The following is a 15,189-nucleotide window of genomic DNA, read 5'->3' on the forward strand; positions in this document are numbered from 1 at the left end:
GGGTGAGCTGGCTGGACGACGCCGACGACCTCGAAGACGACTTCGAGGACTTCGACGAGAGCAGCATCCGCACCCGTCCCAACCCGAAGGCGAATCGCCCCCGCACCAAACGGCGACCCGCGCACGAGGACGCGCAGGTGGGACGAGTGCTCGGCGTCGACCGCGGACGATACTCGGTCCTCCTCGGTGAGGGCACCGCCGAGGAGCGCATGATCACCACGACGCGCGCGCGCGAGCTGCGACGCATGCCCATCGTCACGGGCGATCAGGCACGAGTGGTGGGCGACACCTCGGGAGACGAGGGCACGCTCGCGCGCATCATCGGCATCGTCGATCGCACCTCTCTGCTGCGCCGCAGCGCCGACGACACCGATCAGGTCGAACGGGTGATCGTGGCGAACGCCGATCAGATGCTCGTCGTCGTCGCGGCCGCCGACCCGGAGCCCCGCGCGCGCCTCGTCGACCGTTACCTCGTCGCGGCACTGGATGCCGGCATCCGCCCGCTGCTCGTCGTCACCAAGACCGACATCGCCGATCCAACCGAGTTCCTGACGCACTTCGACGGCCTCGACCTGCGTGTGTTCACCAGTGCGCAGGACGAGATGCCCCTCGAGGAGATCGGCGACGCGCTGGTCGGACACTCCACGGTCTTCGTCGGACACTCCGGGGTGGGCAAGTCAACGCTCGTCAACGCCCTCGTGCCGTCGGCCTTGCGCGCCACCGGGCACGTGAACCAGGTCACCGGACGCGGTCGGCACACCTCGTCATCGACCGTGTCGCTGCGCTACGAGGGTGCGGACGGCACCGGCTGGGTGATCGACACCCCCGGCGTGCGCTCCTTCGGACTCGGACACGTCGATCCGGCGAACATCCTGGCCGCGTTCACCGAACTCGCCGCGATCGCCCAAGACTGTCCCCGGGGCTGCACCCATCTCGCCGATGCACCCGACTGCGCTCTGATCGAGGCCGCCGAGCGCGGAGAGCTGGGCGAGACCGGGCGTGCCCGACTCGATTCCCTGCAGCGTCTGCTGCAGACGTTCGCGGACAAGGCGGATCAGGCCCCCGGCCGTTAGGCTGGAGACGTGACCCAGCGCCTCGAACCAGGAACCGCAGCCCCCGACTTCTCCCTCCTCGACCAGGACGGGAACATCGTCCGTCTCGAGGATCTGCGCGGCCAGAAGACCGTGCTGTACTTCTACCCGGCGGCGATGACTCCCGGCTGCACCACCCAGGCGTGCGACTTCCGCGACAGCATCTCGTCCCTCCAGGGCGCCGGCTACCGCGTCATCGGGGTCTCACGCGACGAGCCCGCCACGCTGGCGAAGTTCCGCGAGCGCGATGGGCTGACCTTCCCGCTCCTCAGCGACCCTGACCACGCCGTCCACTCCGCCTACGGTGCGTGGGGCGAGAAGATGAACTACGGCAAGCTCGTCGAGGGGGTCATCCGCTCGACGTTCGTGCTCGACGAAGACGGCAAGATCGCTCTCGCGCAATACAACGTGAAGGCCACGGGTCACGTGGCACGGCTGCGCAAGCAGCTCGGCATCGACGCCTGACCCGCAGCTGTCCCCGAGGTCGCAGACCTCCCCGACGTCTGCAGCTCTCGGAGGTCACTCCGTCGCGCGCTGCGGACCTTCTCGACGTGCGCTCGAGATCAACAGCGCGAACCCGAGCAGTCCGGGAAGCCCGACCCCGAGGGTGAACGGCCAAGAGATCGGCTGCAGCGTGAGAGAGGCGAGCGCGAGGGCTACGGCGAGTACCTGAAAGACCACTCCGCCTGATCGAGCCCACGACTTCCCGACCCGCGTGCCCACCGCGAAAGCCACGAGGGCTGCGGCGCCGATCAGCGTGAGCACGATGAGCGCCAGGGCCGTCGGCAGCGATGCCGCATCGCCCGCCCCGAGACCGGTGAGTTCGACCACGGCGAAGACCAGGAGCGCCACTGCTTCGAGGGCGAGGATCGCCGCTGCCGCCAAGGCGATTCCGGGTGCGCGCACGGTGTCTCCCAAGGATCGAAAGAAGAGAAAACCCTTGATTTCATGGTTTTCATGTAACAGAATAGAGAAAGTCATGTGCTCCCACAGCGGCGTGGGGCGAGCATTCACGCTCGCATCACAATTCGCGGGCATTCCGTCCGCATCTCAACAGGGTAGCGGAACCCGAACTTCTACCCGAATCCGAGAGGTCGCATCGCGACATCTCTTGAAATCCACACCGAGGAGCCCCCATGGACTGGCGCGATAAGGCCGCCTGCCTGACTGTCGACCCCGAGCTTTTCTTCCCCGTGGGGAACACTGGCCCTGCCGTCGATCAGATCGAGAAGGCGAAGACGGTGTGCGCCACCTGCACCGTCACCGAGATCTGCCTGCAGTACGCCCTGGAGACCAGCCAGGACTCGGGCGTCTGGGGCGGGCTCTCCGAAGACGAGCGCCGCGCTCTCAAGCGTCGCGCCGCTCGCGCACGCCGCGCCTCCTGAACATCCGAAAGCGGCCTGAGATCGACTCTCAGGCCGCTTTCGTCTGTTCGGATGCGGCAGCTCTCACCTCTCGAGCCAGCGCAGGGGGATGTCGATGACCACTTCGGTGCCCTCGCCATCGCTCCCGTGCCACTCGATCGTTCCACCGAGCTCACCCTGGATGAGCGTGCGGATGATCTGAGTGCCGAGCCCCTGGCCGATGCGCCCTTCCGGCAGACCGAGACCGGTGTCCCGCACCGTCACGCGCAGATTGTCCTCGGTGCGCTTGGCGTCGATCGTGACGAAGCCCTCTTGACCTGCGAGACCGTGCTCGACCGCATTCGTCACGACCTCCGTCAGAGCGAGCGCGAGAGGTGTCGCGTACTCGCTCGGAAGAACTCCGAACCGTCCGGTGGACTGCGTCCGCGCGCGCGTGTTCGGAGCCGAGGCGACCTCGGCCACGAGCTTGAGCACGCGGTGGAAGACCTCGTCGAAGTCGACCTTCTGCGTCAGCCCCTGGGCGAGCGTGTCGTGCACCACGGCGATCGCATCCACGCGGCGCATGGCCTGTGTGAGGGCGTCGCGCGCCTCGTCTGAGTGGGTGCGTCGCGCCTGGATGCGCAGAAGCGAGGCGACCGTCTGCAGGTTGTTCTTCACCCGGTGGTGGATCTCGCGGATCGTCGCGTCCTTGGTGATGAGCTCCTGCTCCTGGTGGCGCAGTTCTGAGACGTCACGGCACAGCACGATCGCCCCGATGCGGGTGCCGTGGTCCTTCAGCGGGATGGCACGCAAGGACACCGTCACACCGCGGGCCTCGATGTCGGTGCGCCAGGGAGCGCGCCCGGTGACCACCACGGGCAGCGACTCGTCGACCTGCCGGGACGGCGGGACGAGACGAGTGGTCACCTCGGCGAGAGACTCCCCCTCGAGCTCGTCGTCGAATCCCATCCGGTTGAAGGCGGAGAGCGCGTTCGGGCTGGCGAAGGTGGTGATCCCGTCGACATCGATGCGAATGAGACCATCGGAGGCACGAGGCGCTCCCCGACGCGGTGACGTCGGAGCTGTGAGGTCGGGGAAGCTCCCGTCGGCGATCATGCGGAACAGGTCGTTCGCGCACTCGTCGAAGGTGATCTGCTGGCGAGACGGCGTGCGCACCTCGCCGAGGTTCGTGTGCCGGGTCACCACTCCGATCACGGTCGAGTGGGCGTCGGCACCGCGACCGACGCTCAGGATCGGCACGGCCCGCACGCGCGTCGGCGTCTCCTCGAACCAGTCGGGCGAGGAGGAGTCGACGATCTCGGCCGATTCGAAGGCTCCCTGGACCTGGGTGCGCCACTGGGGCCGCACCCGCTCTCCGACGATGTCGCGATAGAAGAGCGTCGCCGCGCCGCTGGGTCGCGCGTGCGCGACCGCGATGAACGAACCGTCGTCGGTCTGGATCCAGATCACGATGTCGGCGGAGGCGAGGTCCGCGAGGAGCTGTCCGTCCCCGGCGAGACGGTGGAGCCATTCGACATCGCTGTCGTTCAGGCGCCCCTGGGCATGGGCGAGATCACTGAGGGTTGACACCTGACCAGCCTACGGTCAGATGCCTCAGAGAATGGCCAGCGACGTCGCCCGCCAGCGACGATCGATCCCTTCCAGGCGCACGGCGACGGCGCGGGTGCGCCCAGGACCGGCCACCACGACGACGGCTTCGATCACGCCGTCGAGCGGGTCCGTGACCCTCAGCGCCCTGATCTCGAACGTGGGTCGGGCGGGAGCGACCCCGCGCGCGCTGCGTGCCCTGGAGGAGAGGTTCGCGCGCGTGACCAGACTTCGGAATGCGTCCTCGCTGAACCACCTGGCGAGCTGATCGACCTCCCTGACACCGGCCAGCACCTCGAGGACGCCGTGCGTGAGGCTGCGCAGAAGCGGCACGGGGTCGGGAAGCTCGCTGGTCGATGTCGGCTGGGGTGCGAAGTACTCGTGCGGCGTCATGTCGAACTCTCGGTCGGGGAGGTCTGCGAGTGAGCAGTACAGCACCGTGCCGCCAGCGCCGGAGTGGGGTGAGGCGAAGAATGTGGATAACTCGTACGCGCCCGAGCGGGGTCGCCTACGCTCTGTCGGATGCACTGGGACCGACTGTTCGAAGACCTCGAAGGCCAGCTGACCGCGGAGTGGGAGGCGGAACGAGCGGTGCTGGACGCCGAGTCCGAACGGCTGCGCATCGCACGGTTGGACCTGCGCGCGCGGCTGCGGACGCTGTGCAGCGCAGGAGCGGACGTCACGATCGGTCTCGTGAACGGGCGTCGGATTCCGGTCTCGTTGCAGACGCTCGGAGCGGACTGGGTCGCCGTCTCCGCGCGCGGCACCGGCGAGGAACGCAGCGCACCCGCCGGCTTCTTCCTCCCCCTCGCGGCCGTCACCGGCATCACGACGGATCACGGCATGATCCTGGCGAGCCTCGACGAAACACCCACCGCAGACTCCCCGCTCCGAGAGCGGATGACCCTCGGATTCGTGCTGCGTGACCTCGCACGCCGTCGTGTGCCCGTGCACATCAGCACCCATGTGGGCGACGACGTCCACGGCACGATCGATCGAGCGGCGTCCGATCACCTCGATCTCGCCGTGCATGATCCGGGCGAAGCGCGCCTCGCCCGAGCGGTGCACGGGTTCCGCATCATCCCGTTCGCATCACTCGTGGCCGTGCGTACTCCGGTCGATCAGGTGCCGTGAGCCGAAGAGGTGCCCCAGACCTCGGGGAAGCTCGCGGTCTGGGACTGGCGCCACAGCGCCATCCGCCGAGAGTTCTCCGATTCTTCGGCCAGGTACCCGTCGAGGCTGGACTCCTCCACTCGCCAACGAGGCGGTGATCCCAGCTGCGCTCCCCGCAGTCTTCCCTCCTGCACCAGGGCGACGACCTCGTCGACCCCGATGCTCAGCAGCTCCGCCACCTGCGAGGGGGCGAGGTAACGCGGTGCGCGAACGGGGAATGCAGGCATCCCCTCATTCTCGCCCACAGGTTCGCCGGATTCGGGTCCGCTCGTCCCTTGTGGATAACTCCCGGAGCCCCGACGCCGTTTCTGTGACGATATCGCCATGGCTTCCTTCTCTGTTCCTCGGCGCGCGTTCTGGGGCGACGTCCGCTTCCTCGTGGGCATCGCGCTGGTGGCTCTCTCGATCGCCGGTGTCTGGCTCATCGTGTCGGCGTTCGACGATGCCGTTCCGACGCTCCAGGCCACCCGGACCATCACGCAGGGTGAGGTGCTGACGTCCGACGACTTCCAGGTCGTCGGCGTCGGTCTGGGGTCGCTGGCCGACGACTACCTCGGCCCGGACGACGTCCCCACCGGCAGCATCGCGTCCCGCACTCTCGAGAGCGGAGAACTCGTTCCGTCCTCGGCTGTGACCGATGCCGACCGCAGCCGCTCCACCACGATCGTCATCCAGAGCAGCACCGGTACCCCGGAAGGAGTGGAGGCGGGCACGGTCGTGGAGGTCTGGCAGGCGCCGCCCCTCGACGAAGGACGCTCCTACGATGTCCCCCGCATCCTGGTCGCCGACGTGATCGTGCACGACGTGCTCGATGCGGAAGGCGTGCTCGCCGACACCGGAACCCAGCTCGAGATCGTGATCGATCGGGCCGATGTGGCCGACGTGCTCGCCGCCATCACGGGTGGGGCCGCCCTTTCCGTGGTGCCGGTCGGGGCCGGGTCGTGACCGGCGTCGTGGTGGCGATCCCTCAGCCACGGGCGGGTGAACTGGCGGCGGAGCTGGCGCTCGAAGGCATCGATGTCCTCGCGATCCTCTCCCCCACCGCCGTCATCGAGGTGCCGCCGGGCGCGGAGGCGATCATCGTCCCCGCCACCAGAGCGGTGCTGAGCGCCGACCTGATCTCCGCATGCGACCGTGCCGGGGTGCGCATCCTGGCGCTCGGCGGCGCAGACAGCCGCCTGCTGGGGCGTCTCGGGCTGTCGGAGGCCCTCCGCCCGGAAGCGGCAGGATGGGAGATCGCTGCCGCGCTGGCATCCGAGACAGACACCGTGCCACGCCCGCAGTCCGTCCTTCCGCATCGCGTGATCGCGGTCTGGGGACCGCACGGCGCTCCGGGGCGGTCGACCCTCGCCATCCAACTGGCCGTGGAACTCGCCCGCCGCGGACGCAGGACCGCGCTGGTCGACACCGACACGGTCGCGCCCGCGCTCGCCCTGCTTCTCGGTCTCAGCGACGACGCGCCCGGTGTCGCCGCAGCGTGCCGGCGGGCGGAACGCGGTGCGCTCGACTCCGCCGAGCTGACAAGACTCGCCACGACGGTGGCCACGGGCGGCGGTGATATCGAGGTGCTGCCCGGTATCAATCGTCCCAGCCGCTGGCCCGAGCTGTCATCGACCCGCCTGCGGGCCACGCTCGTCGCCTGTCGCGAGTGGTCCGAGGAGACGGTCGTCGATGTGGCCGCTACCTTCGACGCCGACGAGGAGGTCACGTACGACCTTGCCGGGCCCCGGCGGCATGCGGCGACCACGGCCTCGTTGAACGAGGCAGACCTGATCATCGCGGTCGCATCGGCCGACCCGCTCGGCATCAGCAGATTCGTACGTGAGCACGCCGAACTGCGGCGTCTCACCGCCCCCACGCCCGTCGTCGTCGTCGTCAATCAGGTGCGACCGGGCCCGCTCGGCATCGATGCGCGTGGTCAGGTGCGACGCACGCTCGAGAGGTTCGCGGGCATCACCGATGTCGTCTTCCTGCCGTTCGACCAGCGCGCAGCGGATGCCGCTCTGCTGCACGCCCGACCCATGACCGATGTCGCGCCCCGTTCGCCGTTCCTCGCAGCCGTGAGACGACTGGCGTCGACGCTCTTCCCGGCGGACGCCGCGTCAGCTACTGCCGATAGCTCGAGAGGAAGTTCCCCAGTCGTTCGACGGCTTCGCTCAGCACTCGGGGCTCGGGGAGCGTGACCAGGCGAAGGTGGTCAGGGGTGGCCCAGTTGAAGCCGGTGCCCTGGACCAGGAGGATGTGCTCCGAGACCAGCAGGTCGTAGACGAGCCGCGCATCGTCCCTGATCTCATGCACGTTCGGGTCGAGCCGTGGGAACGCGTACAACGCCCCCTGAGGCTTCACACACGAGACGCCGGGGATCGACTCGAGACCTTCCCAGGCGATGTCCCGCTGCTCGTGCAGGCGCCCGGTCGGAGCGATGAGCGCCTCGATCGACTGCACGCCGGAGAGCGCCGCCTGCAGGGCGTGCTGGGCCGGGACGTTCGGGCAGAGACGGGTCGACGCGAGCAGCGTGATCCCCTCGATGAACCCCTTGGCATGGTCCTGCGGCCCTGTGATGACCATCCATCCCGAGCGGAATCCCGCCACGCGATACGTCTTGGACAGGCCGTTGAAGGTCAGGCAGAGCAGATCAGGGGCGAGAGTCGCCGTCGGGATGTGCACGGCGCCGTCGAACAGGATGCGGTCGTAGATCTCGTCGGAGAGCAGCAGCAGCTGGTGCTCTCGAGCGATCTGCACCAAACCCTCGAGGATCTGGCGGGAGTACACCACTCCCGTGGGGTTGTTCGGGTTGATGATGACCAGCGCCTTGGTGCGCGGCGTGATCTTCGATCGGATGTCCTCGAGGTCGGGCTGCCACTGGTCATCCTCATCGCAGAGGTAGTGGACGGGAGTGCCGCCGGCGAGGCTGGTCATCGCCGTCCAGAGCGGGTAGTCCGGCGCCGGGATGAGGACCTCGTCGCCCTCGTCGAGCAGCGCCTGCATCGTCATCGTGATGAGCTCGGAGACACCGTTTCCGAGGTACACGTCGTCGGGGTCGAACCGCGGGAAGCCCTCGATCTCCTCGTACCGGCTCACCACGGCACGTCGAGCCGAGACGATGCCCTTGCTGTCGCTGTATCCGTGGGCCGTCGGCAGCGCGGCGAGCATGTCGCGCACGATCTGGTGCGGGGCGTCGAAGCCGAAGATCGCCGGGTTGCCGGTGTTCAGCTTGAGGATCTGATGCCCCTCCGCCTCCAAGCGCGCCGCCTCGACGAGGGCGTTTCCGCGAATCTCGTACAGGACGTTCTTGAGCTTCGACGACTGGTCGAAGTTGCGCGTTGGGGTCATCGACCAAGCCTACAGCGACGAGAGGAGGGCCAATCCACGCGGACTGGCCCTCCTCTGTGCGGAGAGACTACTTCTTCTTCTTGCCCTGGGCGCGCCGCTGCTCGCGGTTGCCGGCGGCGGGAGCCTCGGCCTCGGCGCGCTGCCCGAAGGCGCCACGCGGTGCTTCCTCGGCCTCGGCCTGCGGAGCCTGGGCACGAGCCGCCGCCTGACGGACGCGATCCGTCGCCGCCTGCTGGACCTGACCGCGATCGTTGCGGACCTCGACCTCACCCGCATCATTCGCCGCGGAGTACTCGAGGCGCTGCTCACCGCCGTCGGAGGCGAGCCCCTTGGCCTCGACCTCGGCCGTCTCCGAGTCACCGGCGCGACGCACCTCGACCTCGAGGTTGTAGAGGTAGCCGACCGACTCCTCCTTGATCTGGCCCATCATCGACTGGAACATGGCGTAGCCCTCACGCTGGTACTCGATGAGGGGGTCGCGCTGAGCCATCGCACGCAGGCCGATGCCGTCCTTGAGGTAGTCCATCTCGTAGAGGTGGTCGCGCCAGCGACGATCGAGCACCTGCAGCACGACACGACGCTCGAGCTCGCGCGTGGCGGCCTCGCCGAGAGACTCCTCACGCGTCTGGTACGCGATCTTCGCGTCGGAGAGCAGCTCGCGGGTGAGCCCGTCCGCATCGATGCCGCCCTTGCGGTCGGCGGCCTCGGCCACGACCTCGTCGATCGTCACGCCCACCGGGTAGAGCGTCTTGAGCTCGGTCCAGAGGGCATCGAAGTCCCAGCTCTCGTTGTGGCCCTCGCCGGTGTGGTCTCGCACGACGCCGCTGATGGCGTCCTCGATGAAGTGCTGCACACGATCGGCGATGTCATCGCCCTGGAGGATGTGCCGACGATCCGCGTAGATGGCCTCACGCTGGCGGTTCAGGACGTCGTCGTACTTCAGGACGTTCTTGCGCATCTCGGCGTTGCGGGACTCGACCTGCGACTGGGCGCTGCGGATCGCTCGGGAGACGAGCCCCGACTCGATCGGCACATCGTCCGGGAAGTTGGTGCGGGCGAGGATGGCCTCGGCCGCCCCCGACTGGAACAGACGCATCAGATCGTCGGTGAGGCTCAGGTAGAAGCGGCTCTCACCGGGGTCACCCTGACGGCCGGAACGACCGCGAAGCTGGTTGTCAATGCGGCGCGACTCGTGGCGCTCGGTGCCGAGCACGTAGAGACCGCCGGCCGCGATGACCTTCTCGGCCTCCTCCGCGACGACGCTCTTCATCGCCTCGTAGGTCTCGTCCCACGCGATCTCGTACTCCTCGGGCGTCTCCACGGGGTCGAGCCCCTTGCCCTTGAGCTCCTGGACCGCGAGGAACTCGGCGTTTCCGCCGAGCATGATGTCGGTTCCTCGTCCGGCCATGTTCGTGGCGACGGTGACTGCGCCCAGGCGACCGGCGCGCGCGACGATCTCGGCCTCGCGCGCGTGGTTCTTCGCGTTGAGGACCTCGTGCTTGATGCCCTTCTTCGCGAGCAGGCGCGAGAGGTACTCGCTCTTCTCGACGCTGACCGTTCCGACCAGAACCGGCTGGCCCTCCGCGTGCCGCTCGGCGATGTCCTCGACGACCTGAGCGAACTTCGCGGTCTCGTTCTTGTAGACGAGGTCGGACTGGTCCTTGCGGATCATCGGCCGGTTGGTCGGGATCGGGATGACGCCGAGCTTGTACGTCGACATGAACTCGGCGGCCTCGGTCTCGGCCGTACCGGTCATGCCGGCGAGCTTGTCGTAGAGACGGAAGTAGTTCTGCAGGGTGACGGTGGCGAGGGTCTGGTTCTCTGCCTTGACCGGCACGCCCTCCTTCGCCTCGATCGCCTGGTGGATGCCCTCGTTGTAGCGGCGACCGACCAGGATGCGACCCGTGTGCTCGTCGACGATCATGACCTCGTCGTTCATCACGACGTAGTCGGTGTCCTTCTTGAACAACGCGAGTGCCTTGATCGAGTTGTTGAGGAACGAGATCAGGGGGGTGTTCGCCGACTCGTAGAGGTTGTCGATGCCGAGGTAGTCCTCGACCTTCTCGATACCGGGCTCGAGCACGCCGACGGTGCGCTTCTTCTCGTCGACCTCGTAGTCCACGCCGACCTCGAGGGTGCGGGCGATCTTGGCGAACTCGGCGAACCAGCGGTTGGCCTCGCCCGACGACGGGCCGGAGATGATGAGCGGGGTGCGGGCCTCGTCGATGAGGATCGAGTCGACCTCGTCGACGATCGCGAAGAAGTGCTCGCGCTGGACGAGGTCCTCCTTGCGCCACGCCATGTTGTCGCGCAGGTAGTCGAAGCCGAACTCGTTGTTCGTGCCGTAGGTGATGTCGGCGGCGTACTGCTCGCGACGCACCGCAGGCGTCTGACCGGAGACGATGATGCCCGTGGTCATGCCGAGAGCACGGAACACACGCCCCATGAGCTCTGCCTGGTAGCTGGCCAGGAAGTCGTTGACCGTGATGACGTGCACGCCCTTGCCGGCGATCGCGTTCAGATACGCGGGCAGCGTCGCGACGAGGGTCTTTCCCTCACCGGTCTTCATCTCGGCGATGTTGCCGAGGTGAAGGGCGGCACCACCCATGATCTGCACGTCGTAGGCACGCATGCCGAGGGTGCGCTTGGCGGCCTCTCGCACCGCGGCGAACGCCTCCGGCATCAGCTGATCGAGGGTCTCACCCTTCTCGAAGCGGGCGCGCAGCTCGACGGTCTCGTTGCGCAGCTCGTCGTCGGTGAGCTTGGAGATGTCCTCTTCCAGCGCTCCCACTGCCTTGACGACCTGATTCAGGCGGCGGATGACCCGCCCCTCGCCCGCACGCAGCAGCTTCTCAAGAGGATTGGCCACGGATGTCATCTCCCTGTCAGTGGGTAAATCGCCGGCCATCGGTGAACCCGACGCCAGGCATACTTCGCCATGTTACCGGGCCGTGACCTGCACGTCGCCTGCATGGTGGTCCCGCGCGTCGGTCCGGGGGTGCGACCGATAACCATATACTCGGTATCGCATTCCCACGCACGGTAACGGAGATGAACGATGTCAGTACGCCAGAGCCTGCTCGCCATCCTCGCGCAGGGGCCCTGCTACGGCTACCAGCTCCGACACGAGTTCGATCGCCGCACCGGCTCGATCTGGCCGCTGAACGTCGGACAGATCTACAACACCCTCGAGCGTCTGGAACGCGACGGGCTGGTCTCGCGTGGCGATGCCGACGACCACGGTCACGTGTACTGGCAGATCACGGATGCGGGGCACACGGACGTCGAGAACTGGCTCTCCTCCCCCGTCGTGCGCTCCCAGGGGACCCGCGACGAACTGGCGATCAAACTGGCCGTCGCAGCGACCCTCCCCGGCGTCGACGCCGCAGCCACGATCGACGCGCAGCGATCGGCATCGATGCGCCAGCTGGAAGCGCTCCAGCAGGAGCGACAGGCGCGAGGAGACGGGGACGACCCCGAAGGACTCGCGTGGTCGCTGGTCGCCGACTCCATGATCTTCGCCGCGGAGGCCGAAGTCCGCTGGCTCGATCACGCGGCGCAGCGCCTCAGCGGGCATCCCCGCCATGCGCTGTCGCTCGAGCTCACCGCCGAACGCCCCAAGCGCGGGAGGCCGGCGAAGGCCGGAGCCCCGATCGCCGCGCCCGAGCCCGCCCTGTGACCGGCGTCGCCGACCTCTTCCGCACGCCGCGACGGGCGTGAGATCCCCGTTCGCCCCGAGCGGATGCTCAGCCACCACAGGTCCCGGGGAAACTAGGATCGGTTCATGGCTGGATTTTGGGGCAAACGCAAACGCGAACAGGAAGAACTCGCCGCACAGGACGCCGATCTGGCTCGCCGTGCCGAACAGGCCCTGGTCAGCGCCGACGAGCGGATCCGCACGACCTCGGACGAGCTCTCCTTCGCCGAGGCGGAACTCGGCGAGTCGCTCACCGGTGACCTGCGCAAGGCTCTCGCCGCGGTGCGCACCCACCTGCGCGAGGCGTTCCAGCTCCACCAGTTGAACCACGACGAGATCCCCGACACCGTCGAGGAGCTCCGCACGCGCAACGCCCGCATCCTCCAGCTCTGCGACTGGGCCCAGGACCTGCTCGACGAGAAGACGTCGGTCCTCGCCGAGTCGGTAGCCAAGGTTCGCCGCGCGCCCGAGATCATCGCGCAGGTACGGGCCGAGGCGGCCGCCCTCAGCGCTCGGATCCCGCAGACCAACGAGGCCGTCGCTCGGCTCTCGGCCCGATACTCCGATTCCGCCATGCACCAGATCACGGCCAGCGCGGCGGAGGCCGAGCAGCTCATCAGCTTCGCGACGCACAGCGCCGATGTCTCGGAGCGTCGTCGCGCGGCGAAGCAGAACGAGGAGGCGAACGTCGCCCTGGAGACGGCGACCGAAGCCACCCGACGCGCGTCCGCGTTGCTCGATGCGGTGGAGGACTTCGAGATCGAGGCGCTGCGCGCCGAGTCCACCCTCGCCGAGGTCGTGGCCGACTCCCGTGGGGATCTCATCGCCGCTCGCACCGCGCCGAATGTACCCGCCGTCGCCCAGGCCGTCGCCGAGCTGCAGAGCGCCCTCGCAGCACTCACGCCCTCCGGACAGCCGAACGACCCGTTCGCCGAGCTCTCCCAGCTGCGCGACGCCAACTCGGCGCTCGACGAGGCGATCGCCAAGGCGCGTCATCGCGCGGACAACCCGCTGCCGAGCATCGCGCAGGTGCAGCACGCGATCGATGACGCCGACCGCCAGCTGGGCGTGGCCCGCGGCCTCATCTCCGGACACCGCGGATGGATCGGCGCAGACGCCCGCACCCGCCTCGCCGAGGCCGAGAGGCTTCGCGTGGATCTGTCGGATCTGCTGCCCGCCGAGGACACCCGCGAGGCGGCACTCGTGCAAGCCCGCCGGGTCGCTCACCTCGCATCCGAGGCACTCCAGCTCGCCCAGCGCGACATCGACTCCTCCCGCCCACAGGACCAGGGCTGGGGCGGTGGCGGCGGCTGGGGCGGTGGCGGCGGACGACGCGGCGGTGGCGGCGGAGACCTCGCGTCCGGCATCCTCGGCGGTCTCGTGATCGGCAGTCTGCTCGACGGCATCTTCGACTGATTCCGACGCGTCTCGGCATCCGGACATCACGACGGCCCGATCCCTTCCGGGATCGGGCCGTCGTGTACTGCGGATCAGGAGGCGAGAGCCTCGGACGGCGGAGCCTGAGTGCTCAACGCGATCACACCGTAATCCCAGCCCTTGCGGCGGTAGACGACGCTCGGGTGGTCGGTGCGCACATCCACGAAGAGGAAGAAGTCGTGTCCGACCAGTTCCATCCTGTCGACGGCTTCCTCAACGGTCATCCACTCCGCATCGAAGCTCTTCGTGCGGATGACGACGGGCGAGTATTCTTCCTCTTCGCTCTGCTGCACCGGCATGCTGCCGGTCGCCACCGCGTGGAGGATGTCGGCCGACGCCGGCTGGACGTCGATGCCCTCGAGCGATCCGCTTCCCTTCTCGAAGTGCGCGCCGCGGGGGTGCTGTCGTCCGTCGACTCGCTTCTCCTTGGCGCGACGCAGCTGCTCGGACATCTTGTCGACAGCGAGATCGAGGGCGACGAACTTGTCTCCGTCCGTCGCCTCTGCGCGAACGACCGGTCCCTTCCCGATCAGTGTCAGCTCGACGGTCTCGTCGGGGACACGACCGTTGCGATACACGCGATGGGTGACTTTCACATCCAGTCTCTGCGCGCGAGACGCGAGCATCTGGATCTTGGCGATCTTCTCTTCGACAACGGTTCGGAAGCGATCGGTGATACCCACTCCGACGCCAACGATGCTTGTTTCCATTGCTGCCTCCTTGTCCCGGTCCTCCCGGCCAAGGGCGGACCGTGGTCGCCTTGTGTCCCCCCACCGTAGTCCGCTGATCGGCGGATGTCACGGTCTGGTTCCCCTGTGTCGCCGGTGCATCCCCGATGAGGTTCATCCGAATCCGCTGCGACGCGGCGTGGCGGCGAGCGCGACCGCCGCCACCACACGGAATCCGGCTGATCTCAGGGCTCGCGACGCTTCATCCAGCGTCGCCCCGGTGGTGACGACGTCGTCGACGATCACCGCTTCGGCGCCCTCCCCCCTCCGACGCGCACGCAAGGCTCCGCGTACGTTCGCCTCTCGTGCCCGCACACCGAGATCACGTTGATCGACCGTACGGCTCGCGAGGGAGAGCAGCCGCTGCGGCTCGGACTGCGCTCGACGGATCAGGAGGTCGGGGACGCGATAGCCGCGCCGACGGAACGCGCTTCCGCTCGTCGGCACCGGCACGACCCACGTCGCCGCGCCCACCGAAGGCGCGAGCACCGTCGCCAGGGCCGCGCCGAGCGGACGGGCGAGGAGCGTCTCGCCCTCACCCTTGAGGCGACGGATGCACCGGGCCGCGACACCCTCGAACCGAAGGGCGGCCGTGACCTGCATCCCTCGAGGCGTCACCGCGATCTGCGGGGTCGGTGCGAGCGCCTCTCGGCATCGCGGGCACAGGAGTGTTCCCGGCTCATCACAGCCGGCACACGACGCTGCGAGGAGGAACGCGGCGATCTCCGCGCCGACGCCGAGCAGCTGGGGCTTCGTCCACATGCGAGGAGTATGCGGCC

The 15,189-nt window shown here is 68.1% G+C and carries 16 protein-coding genes; 8 read left to right on the top strand and 8 right to left on the bottom strand.

Annotated elements, in window-relative coordinates:
- Positions 1-2: 2 nt before the first annotated feature.
- The gene (rsgA, locus tag ASD13_RS10775; protein WP_055869074.1) at positions 3-1,073 is read left to right on the top strand and encodes a ribosome small subunit-dependent GTPase A; all 1,071 of its coding nucleotides are present in this window, start codon (positions 3-5) and stop codon (positions 1,071-1,073) included.
- A gap of 9 nt (positions 1,074-1,082) precedes the next feature.
- Positions 1,083-1,556, top strand: coding sequence for a thioredoxin-dependent thiol peroxidase (bcp, locus tag ASD13_RS10780; RefSeq protein WP_055869075.1), 474 nt, complete (start codon positions 1,083-1,085; stop codon positions 1,554-1,556).
- Between the two features lie 54 nt (positions 1,557-1,610).
- Here the strand turns inward: bcp and ASD13_RS10785 are convergent, their stop codons facing one another.
- Positions 1,611-1,997, bottom strand: coding sequence for a hypothetical protein (locus tag ASD13_RS10785; RefSeq protein WP_055869189.1), 387 nt, complete (start codon positions 1,995-1,997; stop codon positions 1,611-1,613).
- A gap of 230 nt (positions 1,998-2,227) precedes the next feature.
- Here ASD13_RS10785 and ASD13_RS10790 point away from each other — a divergent pair, with 230 nt between their 5' ends.
- The gene (locus ASD13_RS10790; protein WP_017203224.1) at positions 2,228-2,476 is read left to right on the top strand and encodes a WhiB family transcriptional regulator; all 249 of its coding nucleotides are present in this window, start codon (positions 2,228-2,230) and stop codon (positions 2,474-2,476) included.
- Between the two features lie 63 nt (positions 2,477-2,539).
- On the opposite strand, the gene ASD13_RS10795 is transcribed toward ASD13_RS10790, so the two are convergent.
- Positions 2,540-4,024 carry a sensor histidine kinase gene (locus tag ASD13_RS10795; protein ID WP_055869076.1) on the bottom strand — a complete coding sequence of 495 codons (1,485 nt, stop codon included), beginning with the start codon at positions 4,022-4,024 and terminating at the stop codon, positions 2,540-2,542.
- A gap of 24 nt (positions 4,025-4,048) precedes the next feature.
- Entirely contained in the window at positions 4,049-4,435 is a 387-nt protein-coding gene (locus ASD13_RS10800; RefSeq protein WP_055869077.1) for an Rv3235 family protein, read from the bottom strand.
- Positions 4,436-4,564: 129 nt separating this feature from the next.
- On the opposite strand from ASD13_RS10800, the gene ASD13_RS10805 reads away from it, so the two are divergent.
- Positions 4,565-5,176, top strand: coding sequence for a hypothetical protein (locus ASD13_RS10805; protein WP_055869078.1), 612 nt, complete (start codon positions 4,565-4,567; stop codon positions 5,174-5,176).
- Here the strand turns inward: ASD13_RS10805 and ASD13_RS10810 are convergent.
- On the bottom strand, positions 5,164-5,442 hold the full coding sequence (locus ASD13_RS10810; protein ID WP_017831092.1) for a helix-turn-helix domain-containing protein: 279 nt from the start codon (positions 5,440-5,442) through the stop codon (positions 5,164-5,166). The two genes, ASD13_RS10805 and ASD13_RS10810, sit on opposite strands and share 13 nt — an antisense overlap.
- Before the next feature lie 97 nt (positions 5,443-5,539).
- Here ASD13_RS10810 and ASD13_RS10815 point away from each other — a divergent pair, with 97 nt between their 5' ends.
- Positions 5,540-6,160 carry an SAF domain-containing protein gene (locus ASD13_RS10815; RefSeq protein ID WP_055869079.1) on the top strand — a complete coding sequence of 207 codons (621 nt, stop codon included), beginning with the start codon at positions 5,540-5,542 and terminating at the stop codon, positions 6,158-6,160.
- The gene (locus tag ASD13_RS10820; protein ID WP_082531467.1) at positions 6,157-7,398 is read left to right on the top strand and encodes an AAA family ATPase; all 1,242 of its coding nucleotides are present in this window, start codon (positions 6,157-6,159) and stop codon (positions 7,396-7,398) included. The genes ASD13_RS10815 and ASD13_RS10820 overlap by 4 nt, the downstream gene beginning before the upstream one ends.
- Here ASD13_RS10820 and ASD13_RS10825 read toward each other — a convergent pair.
- On the bottom strand, positions 7,322-8,548 hold the full coding sequence (locus ASD13_RS10825; protein WP_017831095.1) for a pyridoxal phosphate-dependent aminotransferase: 1,227 nt from the start codon (positions 8,546-8,548) through the stop codon (positions 7,322-7,324). The two genes, ASD13_RS10820 and ASD13_RS10825, sit on opposite strands and share 77 nt — an antisense overlap.
- A 67-nt stretch (positions 8,549-8,615) precedes the next feature.
- Positions 8,616-11,417, bottom strand: a complete 2,802-nt coding sequence (gene secA / locus ASD13_RS10830; protein WP_055869191.1) for a preprotein translocase subunit SecA — start codon at positions 11,415-11,417, stop codon at positions 8,616-8,618.
- Positions 11,418-11,606: 189 nt separating this feature from the next.
- Here secA and ASD13_RS10835 point away from each other — a divergent pair, with 189 nt between their 5' ends.
- A complete protein-coding gene (locus ASD13_RS10835; RefSeq protein WP_055869080.1) occupies positions 11,607-12,227 on the top strand; it encodes a PadR family transcriptional regulator in 621 nt (206 codons plus the stop codon).
- A 105-nt stretch (positions 12,228-12,332) separates the two neighbouring features.
- Entirely contained in the window at positions 12,333-13,661 is a 1,329-nt protein-coding gene (locus ASD13_RS10840; RefSeq protein WP_055869081.1) for a hypothetical protein, read from the top strand.
- Positions 13,662-13,735: 74 nt separating this feature from the next.
- Here the strand turns inward: ASD13_RS10840 and hpf are convergent, their stop codons facing one another.
- The gene (gene hpf / locus ASD13_RS10845; protein WP_055869082.1) at positions 13,736-14,392 is read right to left on the bottom strand and encodes a ribosome hibernation-promoting factor, HPF/YfiA family; all 657 of its coding nucleotides are present in this window, start codon (positions 14,390-14,392) and stop codon (positions 13,736-13,738) included.
- Between the two features lie 132 nt (positions 14,393-14,524).
- Positions 14,525-15,172 (bottom strand): ComF family protein, encoded by a 648-nt coding sequence (locus tag ASD13_RS10850; RefSeq protein ID WP_055869083.1) that lies wholly within the window; start codon positions 15,170-15,172, stop codon positions 14,525-14,527.
- Positions 15,173-15,189 lie beyond the last annotated feature (17 nt).

This window comes from Microbacterium sp. Root1433D1, from assembly GCF_001426835.1.
In the GTDB taxonomy this organism is placed as follows: domain Bacteria; phylum Actinomycetota; class Actinomycetes; order Actinomycetales; family Microbacteriaceae; genus Microbacterium; species Microbacterium maritypicum.

Coding starts and splice junctions, on each gene's coding strand:
- hpf (WP_055869082.1), bottom strand. CDS start 14,392: ATGGAAACAAGCATCGTTGGCGTCGGAGTGGGTATCACCGATCGCTTC.
- ASD13_RS10810 (WP_017831092.1), bottom strand. CDS start 5,442: ATGCCTGCATTCCCCGTTCGCGCACCGCGTTACCTCGCCCCCTCGCAG.
- ASD13_RS10800 (WP_055869077.1), bottom strand. CDS start 4,435: ATGACGCCGCACGAGTACTTCGCACCCCAGCCGACATCGACCAGCGAG.
- ASD13_RS10805 (WP_055869078.1), top strand. CDS start 4,565: ATGCACTGGGACCGACTGTTCGAAGACCTCGAAGGCCAGCTGACCGCG.
- ASD13_RS10815 (WP_055869079.1), top strand. CDS start 5,540: ATGGCTTCCTTCTCTGTTCCTCGGCGCGCGTTCTGGGGCGACGTCCGC.
- ASD13_RS10840 (WP_055869081.1), top strand. CDS start 12,333: ATGGCTGGATTTTGGGGCAAACGCAAACGCGAACAGGAAGAACTCGCC.
- ASD13_RS10835 (WP_055869080.1), top strand. CDS start 11,607: ATGTCAGTACGCCAGAGCCTGCTCGCCATCCTCGCGCAGGGGCCCTGC.
- ASD13_RS10850 (WP_055869083.1), bottom strand. CDS start 15,172: ATGTGGACGAAGCCCCAGCTGCTCGGCGTCGGCGCGGAGATCGCCGCG.
- ASD13_RS10790 (WP_017203224.1), top strand. CDS start 2,228: ATGGACTGGCGCGATAAGGCCGCCTGCCTGACTGTCGACCCCGAGCTT.
- ASD13_RS10825 (WP_017831095.1), bottom strand. CDS start 8,548: ATGACCCCAACGCGCAACTTCGACCAGTCGTCGAAGCTCAAGAACGTC.